Consider the following 23,179-nt stretch of genomic DNA (forward strand, 5'->3'; position numbering starts at 1 on the left):
ACCTACCTATTCATGTGCTTATTTGCGATTAAAGTACTATTTGTTATTAATACAGACCACAAAAATAGGAAAGATTTATGATTAATTGCTGAAATTCAAAATAAAAAGAATCTATTACGCCTAAAATCTATAACTCGATCATCACTCCGATACTTGGGAGAAGCGTTCCTGTAAGACGTTCTATCGGTCTTAATTCGTACCGTTGTTCATATATGGGAGCTTCCGGGTTGATAATTTTACCCGTTTTGATATATACGTCTTGCTCTTTGTATTTGGAATTCAATATGTTTTGGATGTCGATATAGGCTCCAAGCATGATCTTTTTGAAGTAAAATGTTTTATCGATACGGATATCTAACTGCGTGAATGGCTTGAGCCGTTCGCTGTTAAACCGGCTGTAATCATAGTATAGCCCGTTATTAGCGTCCCAAGCTTCTACATAACTACTCTTTTCTACATCGTAAGGCGTATAGGGAGCGCCTCCTACTATCCGGAACTTGGCGCCTACGTCCCAGTTCTTGGGTAAAGAATAAGTCCCGCTAAACGTGAACAGATGCTTATTGTCCCAAGCCGAAGGAAGATAAGTGTCCATATTTCTCCCATCCTTGAATTCGCTTCTTACCAAAGTGTAGGACGCGATGAAAGTAAGCCCTTTATAATTATACCAACGTCCCATGATCTCAAGCCCATAAGCTCGCCCTGTAGCGGTAGATGATACGGCCTCATTTCCCAAGACACCATAGTCAGTACCTTTCGACGCGAGTGGGATACTGTCGAGTATGGACATCGGATAACGATCATAATGTTTATAGAATCCTTCGGCCGTGAATTTCAAGTATGAGGTAGGACGGTATTCCAAGCCTAATCCGGCTTGGTCGCTTCGGATATAGCTTAAATGATTTGCCCGGTTTACATAATTACCTTCATTATCCTTGAATCCCAATGTCGTATAAGGAGGAAGCTCGTAGTAGCGTCCGATATTTGCGTTTATATAAAGCGGATCGGACAAGCGGTAGGATAAGGATAGGCGAGGAGATAACTGATCTAACAAATTATTCATATCCGAGGAATAATTGTTTGCGTCCGCACGAACACCTAAAGAGGTGGTAAACCGCTCGTTATAACTCTCATAAATAGCCGTGGCATAGATACCCCACTTCCATATGCCAAGGTCTGTTTGATATACGATGGTACGGGGGATAGAGGTAAATTGCTTTTGATAGGTGTCATTCGTGTATTGGGCGTATTCGATGTTTCCTCCGACATTCAATTGAATGAATGGTAAGCGGAACGTGTTTTCCGTTCGGAACTTATTCTCAATCTCGTCCGAACGGTAATTTAAGGAGAGATTCTCTACTTGGCTTTCATCATTGTCTTTGTATTTAATATTCTTATTGTTGGTCTGGCTGCGGCTAATAATGACCGAGTAGAGATTTTTACCGGCGTAGTGTTTATAAACCGCTCCAAGGGTATACGTTTTTTGTTTTACGACCGGCAAGTAAGAGAGGATATATTGGTTTTTCTCGCTCATGTCTTTCATTCCTGTATTCAGCTTCATATCATCGATCGCCCCTAATCCGAGAACTGTAAGCTCATTCTTGGGGTTGAAGGAGTGCTTAATCTTGAATTGGGCATCCGTGAAAGTAGGTAAGAACGGCAAGCCGATCATATCGAAAAGGAATTGAAGGTAAGAGCGACGAACAGACACTTGGTAAGTGGTCTTTTTTCCTAGCGGTCCATTAGCGGACACACCGATATCTGAGGCTCCTAGGACTCCTCGCAATGAGAATTTCTCCTTATTTCCATCTTGTAGTTTAAAATCCAATACCGAACTTAAAGTGTTCCCTTTGGATGCGGGGAATGCGGCCGAATAAAAGTTGACCTCCCGGATAAAATCGGGATTGATAATACCGACCGGACCTCCGGAGGCTCCTTGGGTAGAGAAATGGTTGATATTCGGTATCTCTACGCCATCCAAAAAGAAACGGTTCTCCGAGGGACCTCCTCCTCTTACCATCAAGTCGTTACGAAACGCTGCCGTAGACGCTACTCCCGGAAAGGTTTGTACTACCCGGGAGATATCCCGGTTTCCTCCCGCGCTTTTCTCTATCTCCTTGAAACCGATTACACGAAGTCCTAGCGGACTTTCGGCGGTTTTACGGAACGGAGAGGCTACTACGCTAACCTCTTGCAGATTCTGGCTGGCTTCCTCTAGCTCGATCGGGAAGAATATATCTTTATTCGCTAGTCTGAATTCGGCGGTAACGAAGGGCTTATATCCCAGAAAGGAGGATTGGAGACGATAGCTTCCGGGTGATATGCCGGATATCTCGAATAATCCGGTGGAATCGGTGACCGCCCCTTGCGTCGTGTTCCATACCACTACGTTAGCGAAAGGTATCGGCTGTCCGCTTGACGCGTCTTTTACAACTCCCTTGATAGAGAAGGAGCGCTGTTGACCGATAGCGGCTTGTATGGTACATAATAAGAATAGTAAGAAGTAAAGATGGCGTCTATCCATATCTTATATCATATTTATAGCGGTAAAGATAAGTATTATTCTGATTCGTATGTATTATCTTTGCATACATATGGAGAAAGAATTACAGATAACGGCGGATGGAAGCCATACACTATATATTCCGGCGATGGATGAACATTATCATTCCGTGAACGGGGCCCTGCAGGAATCAAGACATATATTTATAGAGGCGGGATTGCATGCGCTTGAAAAAGACTTTATCCGAATCGTGGAGATTGGCTTCGGTACAGGGCTGAACGCCTTCTTGACATTGAAGGATGTCGAGCTATCTCAAGCACATCATATTGATTATCATACAGTAGAGTTATACCCGCTTCCTTTAGATACGATTCGTGCCTTGAATTATGGGGAGCTGATCTGGCCGGAGAGAAAAGAGTTATTCTTAGCCTTGCATGAAGCGGAGTGGAATACTCCCGTTTCAATCTCAGAGCGCTTTACACTTCATAAAATAGAAGGAAATAGTAACGCCTGTGAACTACCGGATGATATCGATTTGATCTATTTCGACGCGTTTGCGCCCGAGAAACAACCGGAGATGTGGAATCAAGAAATCTATAATCGTTTGTATGCTCATACCGCACCGGGCGGAGTGATCGTAACCTATTGCGCAAAAGGAGAGGTACGCAGAGGTATGCAAGCGGCTGGTTTTGAGATGAGCCGTCTTCCCGGTCCTCCGGGCAAGCGACATATACTTAGGGGAATTAAAAATTGAGAATTGAAAGTTACAGAGCGTATTCCTCGGTATTTTCAATTCTCAATTCTCAACTTTCAATTATTTAAGCATTGCCTCGATCTTTTCTACGAACTTATCCTTAGCCGTAGCGCCTACTACTTTATCAACCATCTTACCGTCTTTGAAGAAAAGAACGGTAGGGATGTTGCGGATACCGAATCGTCCGACTACATCGTCATTCTCGTCAACGTTCATTTTACCGATCGTCACACGACCTTCGTATTCGGTTGCCAACTCATCAATGATAGGAGATACCATGCGGCAAGGGCCACACCACTCTGCCCAAAAGTCAAGAACCATGGGCTTTCCGGAGTTAACCAACTCCTCGAAATTAGCGTCTGTAATTTGTAGTGCCATTTTGAATTACGTATTATTTAATTATGAATTATAATCTAATGATTGTTATGACGCCAAAAGTACAAATTCTTTCAGCGTCGTACAACTTTAACCATTAATTTTAAAATCGATATTCTCGTTCTCCTGTAAAAAGTCTACCAGCTCACGGGTCACGTTTAAGCGGATATTTTGGGAGAAGAGATTTAGGGAAATATTATGTTCCCCATCGACAACCTTAAAATATAACAGGCTATGGCCCGGATTGTTCTTGATCAATACCGAAAGCTCATTGATTGTCGGCTCGTCCAAATCATGGATCGGGACCGTGATACTGATTTTCTCGATCAGCTTGTCTTTCTCGTCTTGCAAAAGGTTGACGGTACCAATCTTGAAGTCCAGTTTATTGGGGTCCCAGCGGCTAGGCTCTACACGGGCTGTGATCAAGAGATACATCCCTATTTTACCATACTTGCTGTATTCGATATAATCCTGTCCGAAAAGAGGGATCTCGCCACTACCCGTGAAATCCTCGATCTTCAAGATTCCGTAAGGCTTTCCGTTCTTGGTCATTCCTTCCCGGAAACCGGTGACGATACCACCTAATAAAACCTCCCGGCCTTGTAAGGTTTCCCGCTCGTTAAGTTCTACCATGCCGGTATTACATACATACTTTAATATGATACGGTATTCATCCAACGGGTGGGCGGATAGGTAAATACCGACCAACTCCTTCTCTTTATTTAGGCGTTCGAGATCGCTCCAACGCTCGCATTGCGGGATCTCCGGTTTAGCGATGGCGATCAAGGCGTCTCCACCGAATAAAGAGTTGACTGCCGTGCTCTTATCCATCTGGTATTTGTTACCATAGCGAACCAAGGTATCCAAGAACAATTCCCCTTTTCCACTGTCGGTGAAGAACTGCTCACGCTGGATACCGAAGTTATCGAACGCTCCGGCCAAAGCCATGGACTCTATGTTTTTCTTATTGCAAGCGGTCAAGTTCACCCGTTCTACGAAATCGAAGATACTCTTGTACGGGCCGTTCTTCTTGCGTTCCTCTATGATATTTTGTACGGCTGACTCACCTACGCCTTTCACGGCGCCTAGCCCGAAGCGGATGTTCTTGTTCTTATCTACGCTGAACTTCAAGATAGACTCGTTCACGTCCGGTCCCAATACTTGAATACCCATCGCTTTACATTCATCCATGAACTTCGTGATATCCGTGATATTGGATAAGCTTCGGCTCAAGACGGCGGCCATATACTCGGACGGGAAGTTCGCTTTCAAGTAAGCGGTCTGATAAGCCACCCATGAGTAACAAGTAGCGTGACTCTTATTGAATGCGTATGAGGCGAACTTCTCCCAGTCGGACCAGATCTTATTTAAAGTTTCCTCTTTATAGCCGTTGGCTTGACCACCAGCCATAAATTTAGACTTCAAGTGGTTCATCTTCTCGATCAACTTCTTACCCATCGCCTTACGTAAGGCATCACTCTCACCACGCGTGAAGTTAGCGAGCAAACGGGATAGAAGCATGACCTGCTCCTGATAGACCGTAATACCGTACGTATCTTTTAGGTAGCGTTCCATGACGGGAATGTCGTACTTGATCTCTTCCTTACCCTGTTTACGGGCGATAAAAGAAGGGATGTAATCCATTGGACCCGGGCGATACAGGGCGTTCATGGCGATCAAGTCCTCGAATTTAGAAGGTTGCAACTCCTTCAAATACTTTTGCATACCGGCGGACTCGAACTGGAATGTACCGGTTGTCTTTCCGTCGCAATACAATTTATAAGTCTTGGGGTCCTCCAGACTGATATGGTCGATATCCAGATCATGTCCGGTAGTCAGTTTCACGTTCTCGATCGCTTCCTTGATGATGGACAAGGTCTTCAAGCCCAAGAAGTCCATCTTGATCAATCCGGTTTCCTCGATCACGGAACCCTCGTATTGGGTAACCAGCATCTCCTCGCCGGTATCCTTGTCTTTCGCCGTACTGACAGGTACGACATCCGATATATCATAACGTCCGATAATGACACCGCAGGCGTGTACACCCGTGTTACGGACGTTGCCTTCCAGCATCTGGGCGTATTTCAAGGTATCCCGTGCCAGCGGATCATTTCCGTTAGCCGCCTCTTTTAGTTCCGGCACATACTTGATGGCGTCGCCCAATTTGAACTTCTTCATGTCAGGGATCTTATCCGGAACCAATTTGGCTAACCGGTTCGATTCGGATAACGGTAATTTCTGTACCCGGGCGACATCCTTGATAGCAGACTTGGTAGCCATCGTACCATAAGTAATGATATGAGCCACACGCTCGGCACCGTATTTCTCCGTTACCCAGCGTAAGACCTCGCCACGGCCATCATCATCGAAGTCGGTATCGATATCGGGGAGGGAGATACGGTCCGGATTCAAGAAACGCTCGAACAGGAGGTCATATTTGATCGGGTCGATCTTGGTGATCCCTAAGCAATAAGCTACGGCAGATCCGGCGGCCGAACCACGTCCCGGTCCTACGGATACACCGAGTTCCTCACGAGCGGCACGGATGAAATCTTGCACGATCAAGAAGTAGCCGGGGAAACCCATGGTCTTCATGATATGTAACTCGAAGTTCAGACGCTCCTTTACTTCATCGTCTAAGGGGTCTCCGTAAAGCTCCTTGGCTCCGTCGTATGTCAATTTCGCCAAATAGTCGGCTTCCAGCTTGATGCGGTATAGTTTGTCGTATCCACCTAATTTCTTGATTTTGGAGTGCGCCTCTTCCTCGCTTAATACGACATTACCGTTCTCGTCTCGGGTGAATTCCTCAAATAAATCATGCTCTGTCAATTTCTGACGGTAGGACTCCTCTGTACCGAACTCCTCGGGAATGGCGAAAGTCGGCATGATAGGACCGCTGTCGATGGAGTAGAATTCTATTTTGTCGGCTATCTCGAGCGTATTACTCAAAGCTTCGGGGATATCGGCGAAGATGGTGTTCATCTCGGCGGTTGTCTTCATCCATTCTTGCTTGGAGTAGCGCATACGCTTGGGGTCGTCCAAGTCTTTGCCGGTACTAAGGCAGATCAGGCGGTCGTGAGCCTCAGCATCGTCGGCATTGACGAAATGGACGTCGTTGGTGGCGATTAGCTTGATATTATGTTTGTGAGCAAGTTCGATCAGTACCTTGTTCACCTCTTGTTGATGCGGGAAAATCGTGCAATCGGCGTTGGGGTCGTGTGTCTCGTGCCGTTGCATCTCAAGGTAATAGTCTTCTCCGAATAAGTTTTTGAACCATTTGATAGACTCCTCGGCCTTATCGATTCGTCCGTGCATGATATGCTGCGGGATCTCTCCACCTAAACAGGCGGAGCAGATGATCAGATCCTCGTGGTATTTCTCCAACAACTCTTTGTCGATACGCGGACGTCCGTAGAATCCTTCCGTCCATGAGAGGGATACCATCTTGATCAGGTTCTTGTATCCGTTCTTATTTTTGGCCAGAACGATCAAGTGCCAGCCGCTACGGTCGTCTTGCGAGGCCAGCTTGCTATGCCTTCCGTTGCGAGCGCAATAACATTCGCACCCGATGATCGGCTTGAAGATGGAAGCTTTCGCTTCGGCGATTTGTTTTTGTAGTTCCGTTATCCTTTGTTGTTCCTCATCGGTTGGAGCATCCTTGGCCAGCAGCGGTTTTAGTTCTTTCTCGGAGTCCTTGATGATCCCGAGAGGTTTACTGTTCTTTTTGCTAACCTTATTGAAAAACTCCTTGATACCGAACATAACGCCATGGTCTGTCACGGCGATCGCACGCATTCCGTCTTTGTACGCTTTGTCGATCAATGCGTCGATGGATGCCTGTCCGTCCAGCAAGGAATACTGGGTATGTACGTGTAAATGAATAAACGGTTCCATATATATTAATGTATAGTCTGGTGCATATTGAAATGAGTGCATAAAGGTAGGAAATATTTTTTAGTACGAGAGAGGTTGTTTTGCTTTTAAAAAAACACGTACGTCTTTTTTCGGAAACACGTACATGTTTTTGGAAAAAGACGTACGTGTTTTCTGAAGGATATAATGAGGTTATAATATGTGTGATTCTATAGAATCTATATGTTATATAAACAGATGTTGTATTGATATTTTGCTTGATATAAGCCGTATATCGTGACAGGAGGTTTTCGTGAGGTGCTCGAACTAGCGGATGGAAGATAGTTATGAATGGCGTTTTTCTGTGTGAAAAGCCGTTTTATACTGTACTTATGCTTGGAAAAAGCGAATCTCAGGGAGTTCTGTTTACAAAATGTCATTTTGCTAGAACAAAGGAAACTAATATTCCGATCTATCGCAAAAGGTGATCTTACTTTTGTTGGTTATTGGATGGTGTATTTACTAATGTACGCATGTACATTAAAATAATAAAAGAGAAAAATGATTGATTTAAACGATCGTTTTAATTAGTCATTTGCAAAGGTACGCGTTTCTTTGACTTCTGCAACCCTTCCGGGCTATTTTTTTCATCCCTTATTCGCTTTCTTATCAATAGGATAGCCTATCCTTTACGAAACAAGCTCTTCCTTCCACAAACTTCCCTTTGTACCTCTCGAAAAACGCAAGATCTAAACGATGGTTTAGACTAGTCGTTTTCTAACGATAGTAGACCATAAAGAAGTAGCTAAGTACTTAATTAACACTATTATTAATATTAAATTCTAAATTATGAACAGAAAGATTTCTACATTGTTTACGACGGGTCTGTTGATGGCAGGGTCGTTGTGCGGTAGTGCCTTCGCTCAGACAACCATCCAGGATTTACTGGGACTTGGAGCTCAAGCTACAGAATTGGAGAATGGATCGCGTTATGTGATTACGAATCCTAACGGTGAAGCATATGGTTTCACGGAGTTGAACGCAGGTACGAAACTCTTGAAAGAAGACGTTTGCGATATTACCTCTGCGGATATCAATAAAGATGGTGTAGCCGATGATTTGGATAAGGCTGCGGTTAAGGCTTATGTATGGACTGTATCAGTGACAGAAGGTGTAAGAGGTGATTTTTCTTATAAATTCACGAATGAGCTGACAGGTCAGGTGTTGCGCATCAATGCCGCTGGTAATGCGGTGGAATTGAATACGGCAGCTACGACTGGTAACGCGAACTTTGTGTTTGGAGCAGATTCTCAGGCAGACGATGAGTATGCGGCTACAGGGACTCCTGTGACTTATCCGAATATGTTCGCTTACAAAGCAGCGCCGGGTAATGTTGTTTTAAGTTGGACTTTGATAAGTAAATCTTCTGTACAAACAACAGGAACATTCGCTCCTGAATTTTATAAGGTTGGTTTCGAGAATTTCACGGATGCCGACGAATTGAACGCACTGTATAATACGGCAGGCTTCAATTTCGAGACCAAAGATGCCGTTGAGGAGAACTTGTTCGGCGACAAGAAGATCGTAGCTTATCATTTGAATATGCCTAATGGTGGTATCAATGTAGACCTAGGTGATAAGGCTATCCCTTCTTATGTGCAGATGACAATTCCGAATGGTATGTACTTCTTCGTGGGAGATAAGCCTAAAAACAATACGTACCAAGAGTGGTTCAAACATACGGTTATCGCTGTAAGTTCTACGAATACAGTTGAGGCTACGACTGGTGACCGCGGAGCTGGTCAAGGTTTTGAGCTGACAACTGTAAAGGTTAGCGACTTTAATTTCTATACAGAAACGAATCCGGCCAATATAGAGGCTCGCTGGCAGTCTCAAGGAACGGAGACATCTATTTTCAACGCTTGTTTCTCTGTGAATAAAGACAATTTGTCTGATTATCCGTATGCGTTGTCTTTAGGAACTTTCCGTTATAAGGCAAAAACAAATGATGCGAAACATGAGGAGGTGTCAGATATGAGATTGGCTATCTTGGGCCATGGCGATAAGAACTATTTGGCTACTCAGAAGACTGCGGCTCCGAATCTTCCTCAGTTTATCTTCAAGTTGTCCAGCTCTTTGGCTAAAGACGGTATCGATCTATTGAACACGGAGGCTAAGGCCGCTATCTATAATATCCGTGTCATGAGCGGTACGAAGGGCGATGCCGAGAGTTTGTATGGCAAGTATTTGACAGTTAATACGGTAGAGGTTCGTACAGGAACAGCACCTAGCTATGTCTATAATGATGAGTTCATGTGGACAGCCAAGGCTCAAACATTGGTTGATCTGGCTTATCCGGCTTATCAATTCGTTATCACGGAGGTTAGCGGTAAGGATGTTACCTTCACGAACCGTGAGACACGCGAGTACTTCACCGCTAAATTATTCCCGGTAGAGGGTGAGGAAAACGTATATGAGCTAGGTGTTGGCGCTACAAGTGTTATCTTTGACGATGTTCAAGCCGTATATGTAGATGAGAATACTTATAACGAGGAGACAAGCGATCCCCGTTATAACAAACCGTTGAACAGACTGAAAATCAAATTGGAGAAGGTTGCGGAGGTTGACGCTTACGCAGGGTTCTTGAATGTTGACAACAAGTCTTTGATGACGATGGCATTCGCTCGTGATAGCTATGAGACTTCTAATAAGTTCTATGCTGCTGTTTATGAGAATGCAGGAGCACCGGAGCAATATCATTTGAATGCTTATAACGAGTTCGCTACGGAAGTATCCAAAGCCGCTCAATGGCAGTTGATCAAGAGCAGCACTCCGATGAAGGTGGTAGAGCGTAGTTTCGTTTATAATGATGACGATCATGTGACTGTGAAGGCTAAGGCTGACGTTGTTTACGCTTATACTTACCAATTACGTTATGTGGTAGACGGACAAGAGACAGAGTCCTTCTTCTCTTTGGCAAATTCATCTTATAACTATGTTGAATCTGATAATCAATTAGAAAAGGATAACACTTATAATCTTTCTCAAGCTGACAAGTTTATCATCAAGCAGAATGTGGATGGCTCTGTTTCCTTGATCGCTGTGGATGTTATCGGTACGACTGTTCCGAATAACTCTAGCGTATTTGATGAGGATATCGTATCCGTGGTAGCGGTTCGTAGCTATAAGGATAATAGCGGAAAATATGTACAGTTCTATACTCAACCGGAGGATATCTATAGTTTGTATGCGTATAACTTAAATAATGATTGGGCTTTGAGAACCTACTTGATCGCTGAGTCTCCTGAGGTTAGCTATCCGGCTAAGGAAGGTTACGTACAATTCGAGGGTGAGTTAGGCAACTATATGTCCATGAACGAGAATAAAGAGGGTATCTTGGTTAATCAGAACGCTACCGCATTCTACTTGCACGTAACGGATAAGGATGCTGTTATTCCTTCCTTCTATATCTCTAAGAACGACAACTTCTTGTTCCACGCTCAAGACTCAGTGAACTATTATGTAGCCGATGGTAAGTATGACAAGAAATATCAATGGGCCGAGGAAACAACGAAAGCTATCTTCAAGGCCGCTACGATCGATGAGAGCCGTGATACTTTGACAACAAATATCAAGGGCGAGATGAGAGAGATTGCGGTTAAGGCTGATGACGTGAATACGTTAGGTGGCTTGGATCGTTTCAAGGTTCAGATCGTATTGGCTGATGACACTGATGACTTGTATGTGGTTCGTTCTTTGACGAGCAACTCAGAGGCTGCTAGATATTTATACGCTGTTAACGACAAGTTGACATGGACAAGCGCTAAGTCTCGTGCGTTGAAGTTCAACATCGTAGAAGGTGTTCCTACATCCAACGAGTCTATCGCCGACGCAGCAGAAGGCGTTAAGGTAATCGCTGGCAACGGTACCGTTGAGATCCAAGGCGCAGCTGGTAAGAACGTGGTAATCACAAACGTTCTTGGTAAGGTTGTGGCTAGTACGGTTCTTACATCCGATAACGCTACGATCGCCGCTCCTGCGGGCATCATCGTGGTAGCTGTCGATGGTGAGGAAGCTGTTAAGGCAGTCGTTAAATAAGAATAATGACGATAAAACATAAATCGAAAATCATTCCTGCGGGAGTTGTAGTGATTCAAGTACCCCGTGAGGGCGAACAGGCGGGAATGGATTAATATTAATACTAAAGTAATAAATTAAAGTTCATCTGCCGTTACCTCCGTGAGGAGCGAGGGCGGAAAAGGAATAAGCCCCGGCCGGTTCGTCCAGTCGGGGCTTTATTGGTTTGGAGATTCCGGTTTTACTCAGTAGGGGAATCAGCTTCAAGACAGTTCTGTTGAAGATGATACATCTTATGGGGATAAGATGTATCATGTTGTGCCATTCGTTAAAGCTTAAATGGCAAAGCTGCGCTTTTTATACCGCTTTCTTATAGGTTTCAGTAGGATAAATGTAGATGTTATTGAAAAATGTATATCTTTGCTTACTATTAGAAGGAAAAGCAAATGAGGAAGTTTATGAGAAAGATCGGATTGTTGTTGATTGCCGTGATGATGATTTTACCGGCGATGGCTCAGGTTTCTTTCGGCGTACGTGCCGGAGGCGCTTATTCTTCGTTGATCCAGAAGGTGGAGGATACGTATGAGGCGGGAGCCCGCTTCGGTTTCAGCATAGCGGGTTTGGCGGATATTCCTTTGAGCAAGAATAAAAAATGGTCGCTTCGTCCTGAGGTGGCGTTCGTGAACCAAGGTGGCGCTTATTATTCGAATCAGGATATACATGGGATGGCGCTTCATAATAAATGTTGGTATTACTCTTTGCAGATTCCCGTGAATGTGGCTTATACGTTTACCTTCACGGACGTTCATCTGTCCGTATTCGCCGGTCCTACCTTTGATTGGTCCTTGTTTGGCAAGATGAAGAGCCGAGAGACCAATCCGGATCTCCATTTCGGCGTATCCGAGGAGAAGGATTTGAAACCTTGCGATTTTGGCATGAACGTCGGCCTATCGGTAGAATATAGTAACTTTTTCTTTTCCGTAAGTTCCCTATGCGGCATGATAGACCGCCGTGCCTTGAAGCGTGACGGCGAGACTTCTGTTTATCAAAATAACGTGACATTCTCTTTGGGGTATTACTTCCGTAAGTGATGAGTATCTTCATAATAACTTGAAAAATAATTAGATTTGTTTGGTATTTCGGATAAAACCCGTACCTTTGCAAGCCGATTATTATCAAATTGTACTAAGAGTTTAGTTCTTAGCACGTTGTTGCATCATGTGTCCGTTGTGACAATGTTGGTAAGGCTAGTTTTTTGAGTTATTAATTAATTTAATTTTTAAGCAGTGGATACTTTAAGTTTTAAGACCATTTCTGCAAACAAGGCAACTGTAAACAAAGAGTGGGTCATTGTTGATGCTGAAGGCCAGACGTTAGGTCGCCTTTGCGCTAAAGTAGCGAAGCTTTTGCGCGGTAAGTACAAACCCAATTTCACTCCGCACGTTGACTGTGGTGATAACGTAATCATCATCAATGCAGACAAAGTCGTTCTGACTGGTAACAAGTGGAACGATCGTATTTATTTGAGATATACCGGATATCCCGGTGGACAGATCGAGTATACTCCGGCTGATCTTTTGAAGAAAGGTGGCGACCGTCTGTTCCGTAAAGTAGTAAAAGGTATGTTGCCTAAGAACCGTCTGGGTGCAAAGTTGTTGAACAACATGTACGTTTATGAGGGAACTGAGCACAAGCACGAGGCTCAACAACCTAAGTTAATCGATATAAACTCATATAAATAATCACGATGGAAGTAGTAAATGCAATAGGAAGACGTAAAGCGGCAGTCGCTCGCGTATTCGTTAGCGAAGGTACGGGAAAGATCACGATCAACAAACGTGAGCTGGAAAAATACTTTCCTTCTTCAATCCTTCAGTTTATCGTAAAGCAGCCGTTAGCAAAGTTGAACGTCGCTGAGCAATATGATATTAAGATCAACCTTGACGGTGGTGGTTTCAAAGGTCAGTCTGAGGCTGCCCGTTTGGCTATCTCTCGTGCGTTGATAAAGATTAATCCGGAAGATAAGGCTGTCTTGAGAGCGGAAGGATTCGTAACTCGCGATCCTCGTGCTGTTGAGCGTAAGAAACCGGGTCGTCCGAAAGCTCGTAAGAGATTCCAGTTCAGTAAACGTTAATGTTATTTGTGAGTCCCTTACAAGTAAAGCGAAGCGTTTAGTATCTAAATTATCGGGATTCTTTTTACATGTGGACATGCGGAAAGACTACCTGATGGTTGAAATTAAACAAAGAAAGTAAACGATTTAAGAAAAAAACAATGTCAAGAGTAAATTTTGATCAATTATTAGAGGCTGGTGTACACTTCGGACACTTAAAAAGAAAGTGGAATCCCGCTATGGCTCCTTATATCTTCATGGAGCGCAATGGTATTCATATCATTGACCTTTATAAAACAGTTGCTAAAGTAGACGAAGCCGCTGAAGTTATGAAGAACTTGGCTAAACAAGGCAAGAAAGTTCTTTTCGTGGCTACCAAAAAACAAGCTAAACAAGTTGTCGCTGATAAGGCTGCTTCCGTAGGTATGCCTTACGTTATCGAGCGCTGGCCGGGTGGTATGTTGACCAACTTCCCGACGATCCGTAAAGCTATCAAGAAGATGGCTACTATCGATAAGATGACAAAAGATGGTACATTTGATAATCTTTCTAAGAGAGAAAAACTTCAAATCACTCGCCAACGCGCTAAGTTGGAGAAGACTTTAGGTTCTATCGTAGACCTTACTCGTCTTCCGTCAGCGTTGTTCGTTGTAGACGTGATGAAAGAGCATATCGCTGTTCGCGAGGCTAACCGTTTGGGTATCCCTGTATTCGGTATGGTTGATACGAACTCTAATCCGAACAATATCGACTACGTTATCCCGGCTAACGATGACGCTACAAAGTCTGTAGAGGTTATCTTGGGCGCTATCTGCGAGGCTATGAACGAAGGCTTGCAAGAGCGTAAGGCTGAGAAAATTGACGCAGAGGCTGCTGAGGAAGCTCCGAAAAGAGAGCGTAAGGCAAAAGCTGCTGTTAAGAAAGAACGTACGAAGAAAGAAGACGACGATGCGTTGAACGCTAACGTTGCCGGTAAGTTCGCGAAAGACGAAGAATAATTCGATTGACAATTGACGTTGACAATTGACAATTAGAATACAAATACAATGGGCAGTTGGCTTTTGACAGGATTTGTCAATTGGCAACTGTCCATTGTCAATTTTTGAAAGTATAAACATTTTAAAGATAGAGGAAATAAGATTATGGCTGTAACAATGGCTGATATTACCAAGCTGCGCAAAATGAGTGGAGCTGGTATGATGGACTGTAAGAAGGCTTTGACAGAGTCTGACGGTGACATCGAGAAAGCAATGGAAATTATCCGTAAAAAAGGACAGGCTATCGCCGCTAAACGTTCTGATCGTGAGGCTGCCGAGGGTTGTGTGTTGGCTAAGAAGGATGGCGAGTTCGCCGCTATCATCGCTTTGAAGTGCGAAACGGACTTCGTGGCTAAGAATGAGGACTTCGTAGCTTTGACTCAGGCTATCTTGGACGCTGCCGTGGCTAACAAATGCCATACTTTGGACGAGGTGAAAGCTTTGCCTATGGGCAAGGGTACTATCCAAGAAGCTGTTACGGATCGTAGCGGTATCACTGGCGAGAAAATGGAGTTGGATGGCTACTGCGTAGTTGAAGGTGCTTACACTACTGTATACAACCATATGGGTAAGAACCAACTTTGTACGATCGCCGCTTTCAACAAGGAGTCTGAGGAAGCCGCTCACAATATCGTTATGCAGATCGCCGCTATGAACCCGATCGCTATCGATGAGGCTGGTGTTCCTGAGTCTGTAAAAGAGAAAGAGATCCAGGTTGCTATCGAGAAGACGAAGGCTGAGCAGGTACAGAAGGCTGTAGAGGCTGCATTGAAGAAGGCTGGTATTAATCCTTCGCATGTAGATAGCGAGGCTCACATGGAAAGTAACATGGATAAGGGCTGGATCACGGCAGAGGATGTAGCTAAGGCTAAAGAAATCATCGCTACTGTTTCCGCTGAGAAGGCGGCTAACTTACCTCAACAGATGATCGAGAATATCGCTAAGGGTCGTCTAGGCAAGTTCTTGAAAGAGGTTTGCTTGTTGAACCAAGAAGACATTATGGATGGCAAGAAGACTGTAAGAGAGACAATGAAGGAGATCGATCCTGAGTTACAAATCTTGGCGTTCAAACGTTTCACTTTGCGTGCTGAATAATTGCGGTAACGTATTTGATATAAAGAAAAAGGCGGTACAACCCAATGTATCGCCTTTTTTATGAAGTATAGCTTACTTGCCCATAGAAGATATACTTACTTGTCCAATGCAGTATATCTTACTTTGCCAAGTAAGTATATCTGTTTAATTTTTTCTTATTTCAATGCGGCCAACGCATCCTTAATACGTTTGATCGCCTCCACGATATTCTCATCGCTGGTAGCGTAACTCATGCGGATACACTCAGGTGCCCCGAACGAGGTACCACCTACGCAAGCTACGTGCGCTACTTCTAAGAGATACATAGCTAAGTCATCAGCGTTGTTGATTACACGGGTTCCATCTGTCTTGCCGTAATAATAACTACATTTGGGGAATAAGTAGAAGGCGCCTTCCGGCTTATTCACCTCGAAGCCCGGAACTTCTTTCGCTAAATTAACGATTAAGTCACGACGACGTTCGAAGGCCTTGCGCATTTCCTCAACGGGTTCTTGTGAGCCTGTATAAGCCGCTTCCGCCGCTTTTTGAGATACGGAGCAAGGGCCAGAGGTATATTGTCCTTGTAATTTATTAACCGCTTTCACGATCCATTCCGGTCCGGCGATGAAACCGATACGCCAGCCAGTCATCGCATACGCTTTGGAAACGCCGTTTACGATAACCGTACGGTCTTTCATTCCTTCGATAGAAGCGATGCTGTTGTGTTTACCAATATAGTTAATATGTTCGTAGATCTCATCCGCTATAACGATGATATCCGGATGTTTTTTCAATACTTCCGCTAAACCAGCCAATTCCTCGGCGCTGTAAACAGAACCCGTCGGGTTGGAGGGAGAGCAAAGGATTAACGCTTTTGTCTTAGGCGTAATAGCGGCTTCCAGCTGAGCTGGAGTGATCTTGAAATCTTGCTCGATACCAGCCGGAACGATAACGGGGGTTCCTTCCGCTAACTTCACCATCTCCGGATAGCTTACCCAGAAAGGGGCAGGGATGATAACCTCGTCCCCCGGATTTACCAATACCATGACCGTGTTACAAACGGATTGTTTGGCACCGTTTGCGCAAGAGATCTGGCCTGCTGTATATTCCAGTCCATTCTCGTTCTTCAATTTGGCAACGATAGCATTACGTAATGCCGGATAACCCGCTACGGGAGAATAACGTGAGAAATTATCGTCAATCGCCTTCTTCGCGGCTTCTTTAATGAAGTCGGGAGTATTGAAATCGGGTTCTCCCACACTTAAGTTGATAACATCGATACCTTGAGCTTTCAACTCACCGCTCTTTTGTGACATCGCCAATGTTGCTGAAGGCGATAAACTCGCTAAACGATCTGAGACTTGTGTCATGACATTGCTTTTTGTATAGGTTGTTTTATTATTATGCGACAAAAGTAATCAATAATCGGAATTCTTGCAACGTTCTGATAACTATTTAATGTTATGCAGCACATGCCCCATACGTTCTTTCTTCGTTTTCATGTAGAATTCGTTGTATGGATTTGGTTTCACCTCGATAGGAACGTTCTCTACTACCTCAAGTCCGTATGCTTCCAGACCTACGCGTTTTACCGGATTATTGCTCATCAGGCGCATTTTCGTTACGCCGATATGACGTAAGATCTGTGCTCCGACACCATAATCTCGCTCATCCGCTTGATGGCCTAAATGCAAGTTCGCGTCCACCGTATCCAAACCATCCTCTTGGAGCTTGTATGCTTTCATCTTCTCCATCAATCCGATGCCTCGTCCTTCTTGGTTCAGGTAAACGATAACCCCTTTGCCTTCTTGGTCGATGCGGCGCATAGCCTCGTGCAGTTGCTCTCCGCACTCGCAACGCATGGAACCGAAGATATCACCTGTAGCGCAAGATGAGTGCACGCGTACTAAGATAGGCTCGTCTTTTTCGAATTTACCCTTTATCAAAGCGATATGTTCTAATCCATTGCTTTTCTGGCGGAAAGGAATGAGACGGAAATGTCCGTACTCGGTAGGGAGATCTACCTCTACGCCGTTCTCTACGATCGATTCGGTCCGGAGGCGATAAGCGATCAGGTCCTTGATGCAAATAATCTTGATATCGAATTTCTTGGCTACCTCAATTAATTGCGGCAGACGTGCCATGGTTCCATCCTCGTTGATGATCTCGATCAAGGCTCCGGCGGGATATAAACCGGCTAACCGGGCCAAATCCACGGCAGCCTCTGTATGACCCGCACGGCGAAGTACGCCACGAGAGCGGGCACGGAGCGGATTGATATGTCCGGGACGTCCCAGATCGGATGGCTTGGTCTTTGGATCAGCCAGCGCCAAGATCGTTTCCGCACGGTCGTACATGGAAACGCCGGTCGTACATTTCCCTCCTAATTTATCTACTGTTATCGTGAAAGGAGTTCCTAGTAAAGAGGTGTTATTGGCAACTTGCATATCCAGCTCCAACTCTTGGCAACGTTCTTCCGTGATCGGGGCGCATAATACACCTCGTCCGTTTTTCAACATGAAGTTGATTTTTTCCGGGGTTACTTTCTCGGCCGCGATGATAAAGTCTCCTTCATTCTCCCGGTCCTCGTCGTCTACAACGATTAAGAACTTTCCTTCACGGAAATCCTCGATAGCTTCTTCGATGGTGTTTAATTGAATCTCGCTCATATTTATTGATTATTTATATCCGAGTTATTTTTTTAGCAAATGTAATGAATATATCATATTGATCAGCTCCTTACTGGTCTTTTGTACCATAACGATATCATGCCGTAGCAATTTACGTTGGTACGTAGCCAATAGGTAGATCGGCAATCCCAGTGGGAAGAAAATACCGATAGCCAAGGCAAGTTTCCCGTTTATATGCTTGCTTAGCTTATTATTGTAACCTCCGATGACCGGGTAGTCCATCAATTTATTCAAGAGCAAATTCTGGTCGGAATTACTTAATTCCTCCACGATATTTTCCGTGTCTTGAGCTAACAGTTCCGCTGTGTTATCTTTTCCTCCTTGTTTCCAAAATGTCAGATAATTGATCCAACGTTTATGGTTTGTCAGATAAGTCGTACTTTCTTCCACCAATTTCTCCAGTTGGGGGAGGGTGGCCTCATAATCGGGGGTGTATATGATCACCTCTTTCCGTTCCACTTTTCGCCCTTCACGCTTACCTATTAAGTTCTTCAAGGCATTCACGTAAGTGTCGGCATTCAAGATAACAGAATCTTTTACCGCTTTATAGGTTAGGAATATACCCATAGGTGTTAGGACCACGGAGCTAAGCCACATACCTTCCCATGCGTCCCAAACGCCGTCGCGTGCCATCTTGAAGCCCATATTATCTATAATATAATAGAAGATAAACAAGATTACCGAGATAACGACCGGCACGCCCAACCCTCCTTTACGGATGATGGCTCCTAAGGGCGCTCCGATAAAGAAGAACATGATGCAAGCGAACGATACCGTGAATTTCTTATGCCATTCCGTCAAGTGGCGGCGTACCTTATAGGCCTCGTCGCCAACCGTGGCCGCACGGAAATAATAGTCGGTCTTGATATTCTCGATCGAGGACTTGGCCCGACCTAATAAGGCGGCTTGGCTACTCGCTGCTTGCGCTAGGTAAAGACTGTCGAAATCTAACTGGATGGTAGGAGTGATTACCGGCAATTTTTCCTGCCGCTCGTCTGGTTGCCCCTCGGCTTCACTCTCTTTTTTAGCCCGTAAGGACTTTAGTGTTTTTACGTATGAGGCATCGTAAATGCTTTTTGCGTTCACGTCCTTGATGCTATCCAAGCGTACGCCCATCGAATCGATAGAGGTTTGTAAATCCTTCAAGTTTTTTCCCATATATTGGTTCTGCATGAAAGATTCGTCGGTACGGTTGAAATTCGCGTCGAATTCAATCAAGATATCCTTGCTGCTGAATGATTCTCGTCGATAGGGGACGGCGGTTCTCGCTTGCGTCGTGTTGGCTTGGCTTTTACCTACGTTCTCGAAAGATTCTCCGTTGAATAAAGATAGGACAAGGAATAATTTATCGGCGGATGTCTTTAGCCGTCCGGAGTCCGCTACGATTACACGGGCGTTATTGAATCCTTCCGAATAATCATAGATCATCACGTCTTTTAATAAACCGTCCTTCGGGTCCTTTTTCTTCACATATACATTGAATCCGGGAATATCTTTGTAGAATGAACCTTCCGGAATATCCAATTCCGGTGATTTCTGGCGCATGGAATATAATAATGTATATAGCTTGACTTGGACAACGGGCATTACGTTGTTTTGGAAGAAAAAGGCTCCCACGCTCACGAATAGGAGCGTTACGATCAAAGGACGCATGATATGTATCAATGATACCCCGGCAGACTTCATGGCCAGTAATTCCAGACGTTCCCCTAAATTTCCAAAAGTCATTAATGAGGCTAATAGAATAGCCAAGGGAAGTGCCATCGGGACAAGAAACAAAGCCGCATACATAAACATCTCCGCTAATACAGGGATGCCAAGGCCTTTTCCCACCATATCGTCGATGTATCGCCAAAGAAATTGCATCAACACAATAAACAGACAAATACCGAATGTCATAAGAAACAACGGCAGGAATGTCTGCAGCATAAATGTATATAATCGTTTTATTCTCAACATTGCCTAATCTGGTTGAAGTGGCAAAAGTAGTGTAAAAAACGATAACACCCCACAGATTTCTGTAAAACTACTCTAAATACCAAGCGTTCGCTTCAAATCTTCCACTTGCGAGTCCCATAAATTAATGGAATCTTTTTTCTCCCCGGGTTCGGAGAAATCCGTAATCTCAAGTGCCGTAGAACCTGTTAATTCGATTGTATGGATTATAAATTCGAAATAAGCGTTCTCATCTTCCTCGTCTACCCAGCGGTAACGGATAAAGTTCTCCGGCTTGGAGTCGATCACTGTTGCCTCTTGGGCCTCTTTACTCCATTTAAAGGTATAGAGATTATCATTTATAATGACCTCGTCGGCGAACCAAGCGGAAAGTCCCAAAGCGGTGGTTAGGTGATTCCACAAGCTTCGTCGTGAAACTTTATCGAAAATGTATTCGATATGAAACTTCTCTTTCTTCATTGTTCTTATCCTTATATTTGCCGCAAGATACGTAAAAGATTTGAAAACGACTAATTTTAATGATGAAAAAAGTAACTAATAACTAACTGTTTAGGTGGAGACCTTAAAAATTAAGCGAATTTTTTTATTGAAAATGTTGTGTAATTCAAAAATAACCCCTACTTTTGCACCGTCAATAAGAGAAACAGTGACAATAAAATGATGGCGAGATAGCTCAGCTGGTTAGAGCGCATGATTCATAATCATGAGGTCCCCGGTTCAATCCCGGGTCTCGCTACCTAGAAAAGGAGGTCGATTTTTCGATCTCCTTTTTTTATGTCCTTTTTTCTTTTGCTATCAGATGGTCTTTTGGGAGGATAAAAAAACCTGAACAATCTTTCTCGTAAACGATCTTGATTGTTCAGGCAAAATAATTATGTAACCTCGCGGTTATGTTAATTAGGTTTGCCTACATCATAATTTAAGGGTAATTATATATGTAAGCAGGGTCATAGGGTAAAATTTCGCAAATTGCTTTGCTTGATTTATAAATACAAAGATATGTATGTCTAAATGTTTTGAGTGATGGTATTTGTCTCAATAGGAGAATGTATTTCTATCATATAGATAACGCACGCCTCGGAAATCATCTGAAGCGTGCGTTTAGCATATAAAATTTAAATCTAGTTACCCTTGTTTATGTAGTGACCCTGCTGTGATTTTTATATGCTTACCCTAATGTCTGTTGCGAATATATTCATAATATTCATAGGTTGTATCTTTATTTGATCGGTATTTATATCAGCTTAGTGTGTAAAACTATCAACAGGTGGAGTGAACCTTGTGATGAAGCGGGTTTTCGTTAGTATTTAAATAAAGTTAAGACGGTGTTCGTGTCAATATCATGGGTATTCCTATCACGGAGAATGCGGTTTTTGAGAGAAAAACAGCGCACGCCCGAAATTCTCTAATCTCGTGACGTGCGCCAAAGCATATAAAAATTGAGGGTATCTTAATTCATTGTTATATGTTGGATAACGGTTGCCCAGTCAGCAATTGTAATATTAGCCGAAACTTCTCCGGAGTACTTGAAAGTGATCTCGGTGCGTTTTCCGGGGGTTGCAGCGAATAATTCTCCATTTTTGTCTTTTTCGCTAGAAAAAATAAGATTGCCGTCCTTGTAAAGCTCTACCGTTATATTTTGAGCCGGAAAAATGGCTTGGGTTTCTGTTGTCAAATTACCTTTTTCGTCAAAAGAAGCGGGGAAAGCGAATTCAACCTCTTCTCCTGTTGGGTTGCCATTGTAGTCCAATGAGCTTTTTGTATTTTTAATTCGATATTCAAAATTTCCGGCATTACTCCCTAGATACTTGATCAGTCCTTTTGTTGAAAGCTGGAAAATTGAAGTTTTGCGAATGATTTGTAATTCGTTTGATACGGTGGATTTTGTTGAAGAGTTCTTATGAAGCGTAACTTGTCCATAGAACAAATCGCTCGGAATATTAGCTATGCCGTTATTCTCTTTTAGGCTGACTTGCAAATCGGATATAATATTGGCTTTGCTCATGTTTGAAATCTCTTCGTTTCCAGAATTGATTCCACTCCATGCGATCACGGTTATGTCATTACTGTTCGGACAGTTAATGTCTATAGCCCGGCGAGATAAAATTGTAGATTTGTTTACATTAATCTGCTCGAAGAAATCGTTGTTTTGATCGAAGACAAATAATGTAGCTCCATTCACCTCTCCCTTGGTCGTAATGTCGTTACCATCTGAATTCATTGCTTTTAATACCACGGAGAATGGTACTTCGGCTTGTTCAATAACCTCACTTGTTGTTGCTACTACGTCATTTGAATCATCCGTGCAAGCGGAGAATGACAAAACTGTTAAAATAACAGAAACCGCAAATACGCAATTTGCGAAAAAATTACCCCTTTTCATGACCCTACTTTTTATATGCTTTACCCTTAATCTAAGTGACTTGGTTTTTTTGACCGCCCCTCAACGGTCTTTCCTTATCACTACATCGCAAATGTATGTATAAAAATCATAGGTTGTATCTTTTGTGATGGGTATTTTTATCAAAAAAGTGGGTAAAACTATCATTATACCTCTATATTCCTCTGTTGATGCATGTTTTGGATGATGATTAAATAATGTTAATGGGTTTATTCCTGTCAATTTGAGTGGTAAATATATCATCGCTGGTCCTTATTGATAGCCTTGCCTCTGTTGTGTGATAGGAATGCAGTTGTTGTTAACGTCTATTAAAACGACAGTAAAAAACGTTCGTTTAAATCTTGCGTTTT

At 43.6% G+C, this 23,179-nt stretch carries 15 protein-coding genes and 1 tRNA gene; 8 read left to right on the forward strand and 8 right to left on the reverse strand.

Features of this window, described 5'->3' with window-relative positions; genetic code table 11:
• Positions 1-127: 127 nt before the first annotated feature.
• Positions 128-2,521 carry a TonB-dependent receptor gene (locus NBH07_RS15890; protein WP_009016885.1) on the reverse strand — a complete coding sequence of 798 codons (2,394 nt, stop codon included), beginning with the start codon at positions 2,519-2,521 and terminating at the stop codon, positions 128-130.
• Positions 2,522-2,591: 70 nt separating this feature from the next.
• Between NBH07_RS15890 and mnmC2 the strand changes: the two genes are divergently transcribed.
• The gene (gene mnmC2 / locus NBH07_RS15895) at positions 2,592-3,254 is read left to right on the forward strand and encodes a tRNA (5-methylaminomethyl-2-thiouridine)(34)-methyltransferase MnmC2 (RefSeq protein ID WP_005859496.1); all 663 of its coding nucleotides are present in this window, start codon (positions 2,592-2,594) and stop codon (positions 3,252-3,254) included.
• Positions 3,255-3,314: 60 nt separating this feature from the next.
• Here mnmC2 and trxA read toward each other — a convergent pair whose 3' ends face one another.
• Both trxA and dnaE read right to left on the reverse strand, forming a co-directional pair.
• Positions 3,315-3,632 carry a thioredoxin gene (trxA, locus tag NBH07_RS15900; protein WP_009016887.1) on the reverse strand — a complete coding sequence of 106 codons (318 nt, stop codon included), beginning with the start codon at positions 3,630-3,632 and terminating at the stop codon, positions 3,315-3,317.
• An 87-nt stretch (positions 3,633-3,719) separates the two neighbouring features.
• Complete coding sequence (gene dnaE, locus NBH07_RS15905; RefSeq protein WP_009016888.1) at positions 3,720-7,523, reverse strand: DNA polymerase III subunit alpha; 3,804 nt, start codon at positions 7,521-7,523, stop codon at positions 3,720-3,722.
• An 807-nt stretch (positions 7,524-8,330) separates the two neighbouring features.
• Between dnaE and NBH07_RS15910 the strand changes: the two genes are divergently transcribed.
• The 6 genes from NBH07_RS15910 (at position 8,331) to tsf (ending at position 15,803) form a co-directional block, all read left to right on the forward strand.
• The gene (locus tag NBH07_RS15910; RefSeq protein WP_005867531.1) at positions 8,331-11,579 is read left to right on the forward strand and encodes a DUF6383 domain-containing protein; all 3,249 of its coding nucleotides are present in this window, start codon (positions 8,331-8,333) and stop codon (positions 11,577-11,579) included.
• A gap of 437 nt (positions 11,580-12,016) precedes the next feature.
• Entirely contained in the window at positions 12,017-12,649 is a 633-nt protein-coding gene (locus NBH07_RS15915; RefSeq protein WP_005859488.1) for a porin family protein, read from the forward strand.
• A gap of 195 nt (positions 12,650-12,844) precedes the next feature.
• Positions 12,845-13,300, forward strand: a complete 456-nt coding sequence (rplM, locus tag NBH07_RS15920) for a 50S ribosomal protein L13 (protein ID WP_005859486.1) — start codon at positions 12,845-12,847, stop codon at positions 13,298-13,300.
• Positions 13,301-13,305: 5 nt separating this feature from the next.
• Positions 13,306-13,692, forward strand: coding sequence for a 30S ribosomal protein S9 (rpsI, locus tag NBH07_RS15925; RefSeq protein WP_005859484.1), 387 nt, complete (start codon positions 13,306-13,308; stop codon positions 13,690-13,692).
• Between the two features lie 140 nt (positions 13,693-13,832).
• On the forward strand, positions 13,833-14,669 hold the full coding sequence (gene rpsB / locus NBH07_RS15930) for a 30S ribosomal protein S2 (RefSeq protein WP_005859482.1): 837 nt from the start codon (positions 13,833-13,835) through the stop codon (positions 14,667-14,669).
• A 144-nt stretch (positions 14,670-14,813) separates the two neighbouring features.
• The gene (gene tsf, locus NBH07_RS15935; protein WP_005867537.1) at positions 14,814-15,803 is read left to right on the forward strand and encodes a translation elongation factor Ts; all 990 of its coding nucleotides are present in this window, start codon (positions 14,814-14,816) and stop codon (positions 15,801-15,803) included.
• A gap of 155 nt (positions 15,804-15,958) precedes the next feature.
• Here tsf and NBH07_RS15940 read toward each other — a convergent pair whose 3' ends face one another.
• From NBH07_RS15940 to NBH07_RS15955, 4 genes are all read right to left on the reverse strand, one after another.
• Positions 15,959-17,152: a pyridoxal phosphate-dependent aminotransferase gene (locus tag NBH07_RS15940; protein ID WP_048927137.1), complete on the reverse strand. Its 1,194-nt coding sequence runs from the start codon at positions 17,150-17,152 to the stop codon at positions 15,959-15,961.
• Positions 17,153-17,233: 81 nt separating this feature from the next.
• Positions 17,234-18,451 carry a bifunctional 3,4-dihydroxy-2-butanone-4-phosphate synthase/GTP cyclohydrolase II gene (locus NBH07_RS15945; protein ID WP_005859476.1) on the reverse strand — a complete coding sequence of 406 codons (1,218 nt, stop codon included), beginning with the start codon at positions 18,449-18,451 and terminating at the stop codon, positions 17,234-17,236.
• A gap of 24 nt (positions 18,452-18,475) precedes the next feature.
• Positions 18,476-20,401, reverse strand: coding sequence for an LptF/LptG family permease (locus tag NBH07_RS15950; RefSeq protein ID WP_049762373.1), 1,926 nt, complete (start codon positions 20,399-20,401; stop codon positions 18,476-18,478).
• 102 nt (positions 20,402-20,503) lie between these two features.
• Positions 20,504-20,887, reverse strand: a complete 384-nt coding sequence (locus NBH07_RS15955; RefSeq protein WP_005859472.1) for an START-like domain-containing protein — start codon at positions 20,885-20,887, stop codon at positions 20,504-20,506.
• Between the two features lie 203 nt (positions 20,888-21,090).
• Between NBH07_RS15955 and NBH07_RS15960 the strand changes: the two genes are divergently transcribed.
• Positions 21,091-21,164: transfer RNA gene (locus NBH07_RS15960), tRNA-Met, on the forward strand.
• 714 nt (positions 21,165-21,878) lie between these two features.
• Here the strand turns inward: NBH07_RS15960 and NBH07_RS15965 are convergent.
• Complete coding sequence (locus tag NBH07_RS15965) at positions 21,879-22,811, reverse strand: FimB/Mfa2 family fimbrial subunit (RefSeq protein ID WP_005859470.1); 933 nt, start codon at positions 22,809-22,811, stop codon at positions 21,879-21,881.
• Positions 22,812-23,179: the final 368 nt, after the last annotated feature.

Origin of the sequence: Parabacteroides sp. B2-S-102 (genome assembly GCF_023656665.1) — a bacterium.
GTDB lineage: Bacteria > Bacteroidota > Bacteroidia > Bacteroidales > Tannerellaceae > Parabacteroides > Parabacteroides distasonis.

What these genes read in the sequence shown, in the direction of transcription:
- NBH07_RS15890 (WP_009016885.1), bottom strand. Translation starts at nt 2,521, where the DNA reads ATGGATAGACGCCATCTTTACTTCTTACTATTCTTATTATGTACCATA.
- mnmC2 (WP_005859496.1), top strand. Translation starts at nt 2,592, where the DNA reads ATGGAGAAAGAATTACAGATAACGGCGGATGGAAGCCATACACTATAT.
- trxA (WP_009016887.1), bottom strand. Translation starts at nt 3,632, where the DNA reads ATGGCACTACAAATTACAGACGCTAATTTCGAGGAGTTGGTTAACTCC.
- dnaE (WP_009016888.1), bottom strand. Translation starts at nt 7,523, where the DNA reads ATGGAACCGTTTATTCATTTACACGTACATACCCAGTATTCCTTGCTG.
- NBH07_RS15910 (WP_005867531.1), top strand. Translation starts at nt 8,331, where the DNA reads ATGAACAGAAAGATTTCTACATTGTTTACGACGGGTCTGTTGATGGCA.
- NBH07_RS15915 (WP_005859488.1), top strand. Translation starts at nt 12,017, where the DNA reads ATGAGAAAGATCGGATTGTTGTTGATTGCCGTGATGATGATTTTACCG.
- rpsI (WP_005859484.1), top strand. Translation starts at nt 13,306, where the DNA reads ATGGAAGTAGTAAATGCAATAGGAAGACGTAAAGCGGCAGTCGCTCGC.
- rpsB (WP_005859482.1), top strand. Translation starts at nt 13,833, where the DNA reads ATGTCAAGAGTAAATTTTGATCAATTATTAGAGGCTGGTGTACACTTC.
- tsf (WP_005867537.1), top strand. Translation starts at nt 14,814, where the DNA reads ATGGCTGTAACAATGGCTGATATTACCAAGCTGCGCAAAATGAGTGGA.
- NBH07_RS15940 (WP_048927137.1), bottom strand. Translation starts at nt 17,152, where the DNA reads ATGACACAAGTCTCAGATCGTTTAGCGAGTTTATCGCCTTCAGCAACA.
- NBH07_RS15945 (WP_005859476.1), bottom strand. Translation starts at nt 18,451, where the DNA reads ATGAGCGAGATTCAATTAAACACCATCGAAGAAGCTATCGAGGATTTC.
- NBH07_RS15950 (WP_049762373.1), bottom strand. Translation starts at nt 20,401, where the DNA reads ATGCTGCAGACATTCCTGCCGTTGTTTCTTATGACATTCGGTATTTGT.
- NBH07_RS15955 (WP_005859472.1), bottom strand. Translation starts at nt 20,887, where the DNA reads ATGAAGAAAGAGAAGTTTCATATCGAATACATTTTCGATAAAGTTTCA.
- NBH07_RS15965 (WP_005859470.1), bottom strand. Translation starts at nt 22,811, where the DNA reads ATGAAAAGGGGTAATTTTTTCGCAAATTGCGTATTTGCGGTTTCTGTT.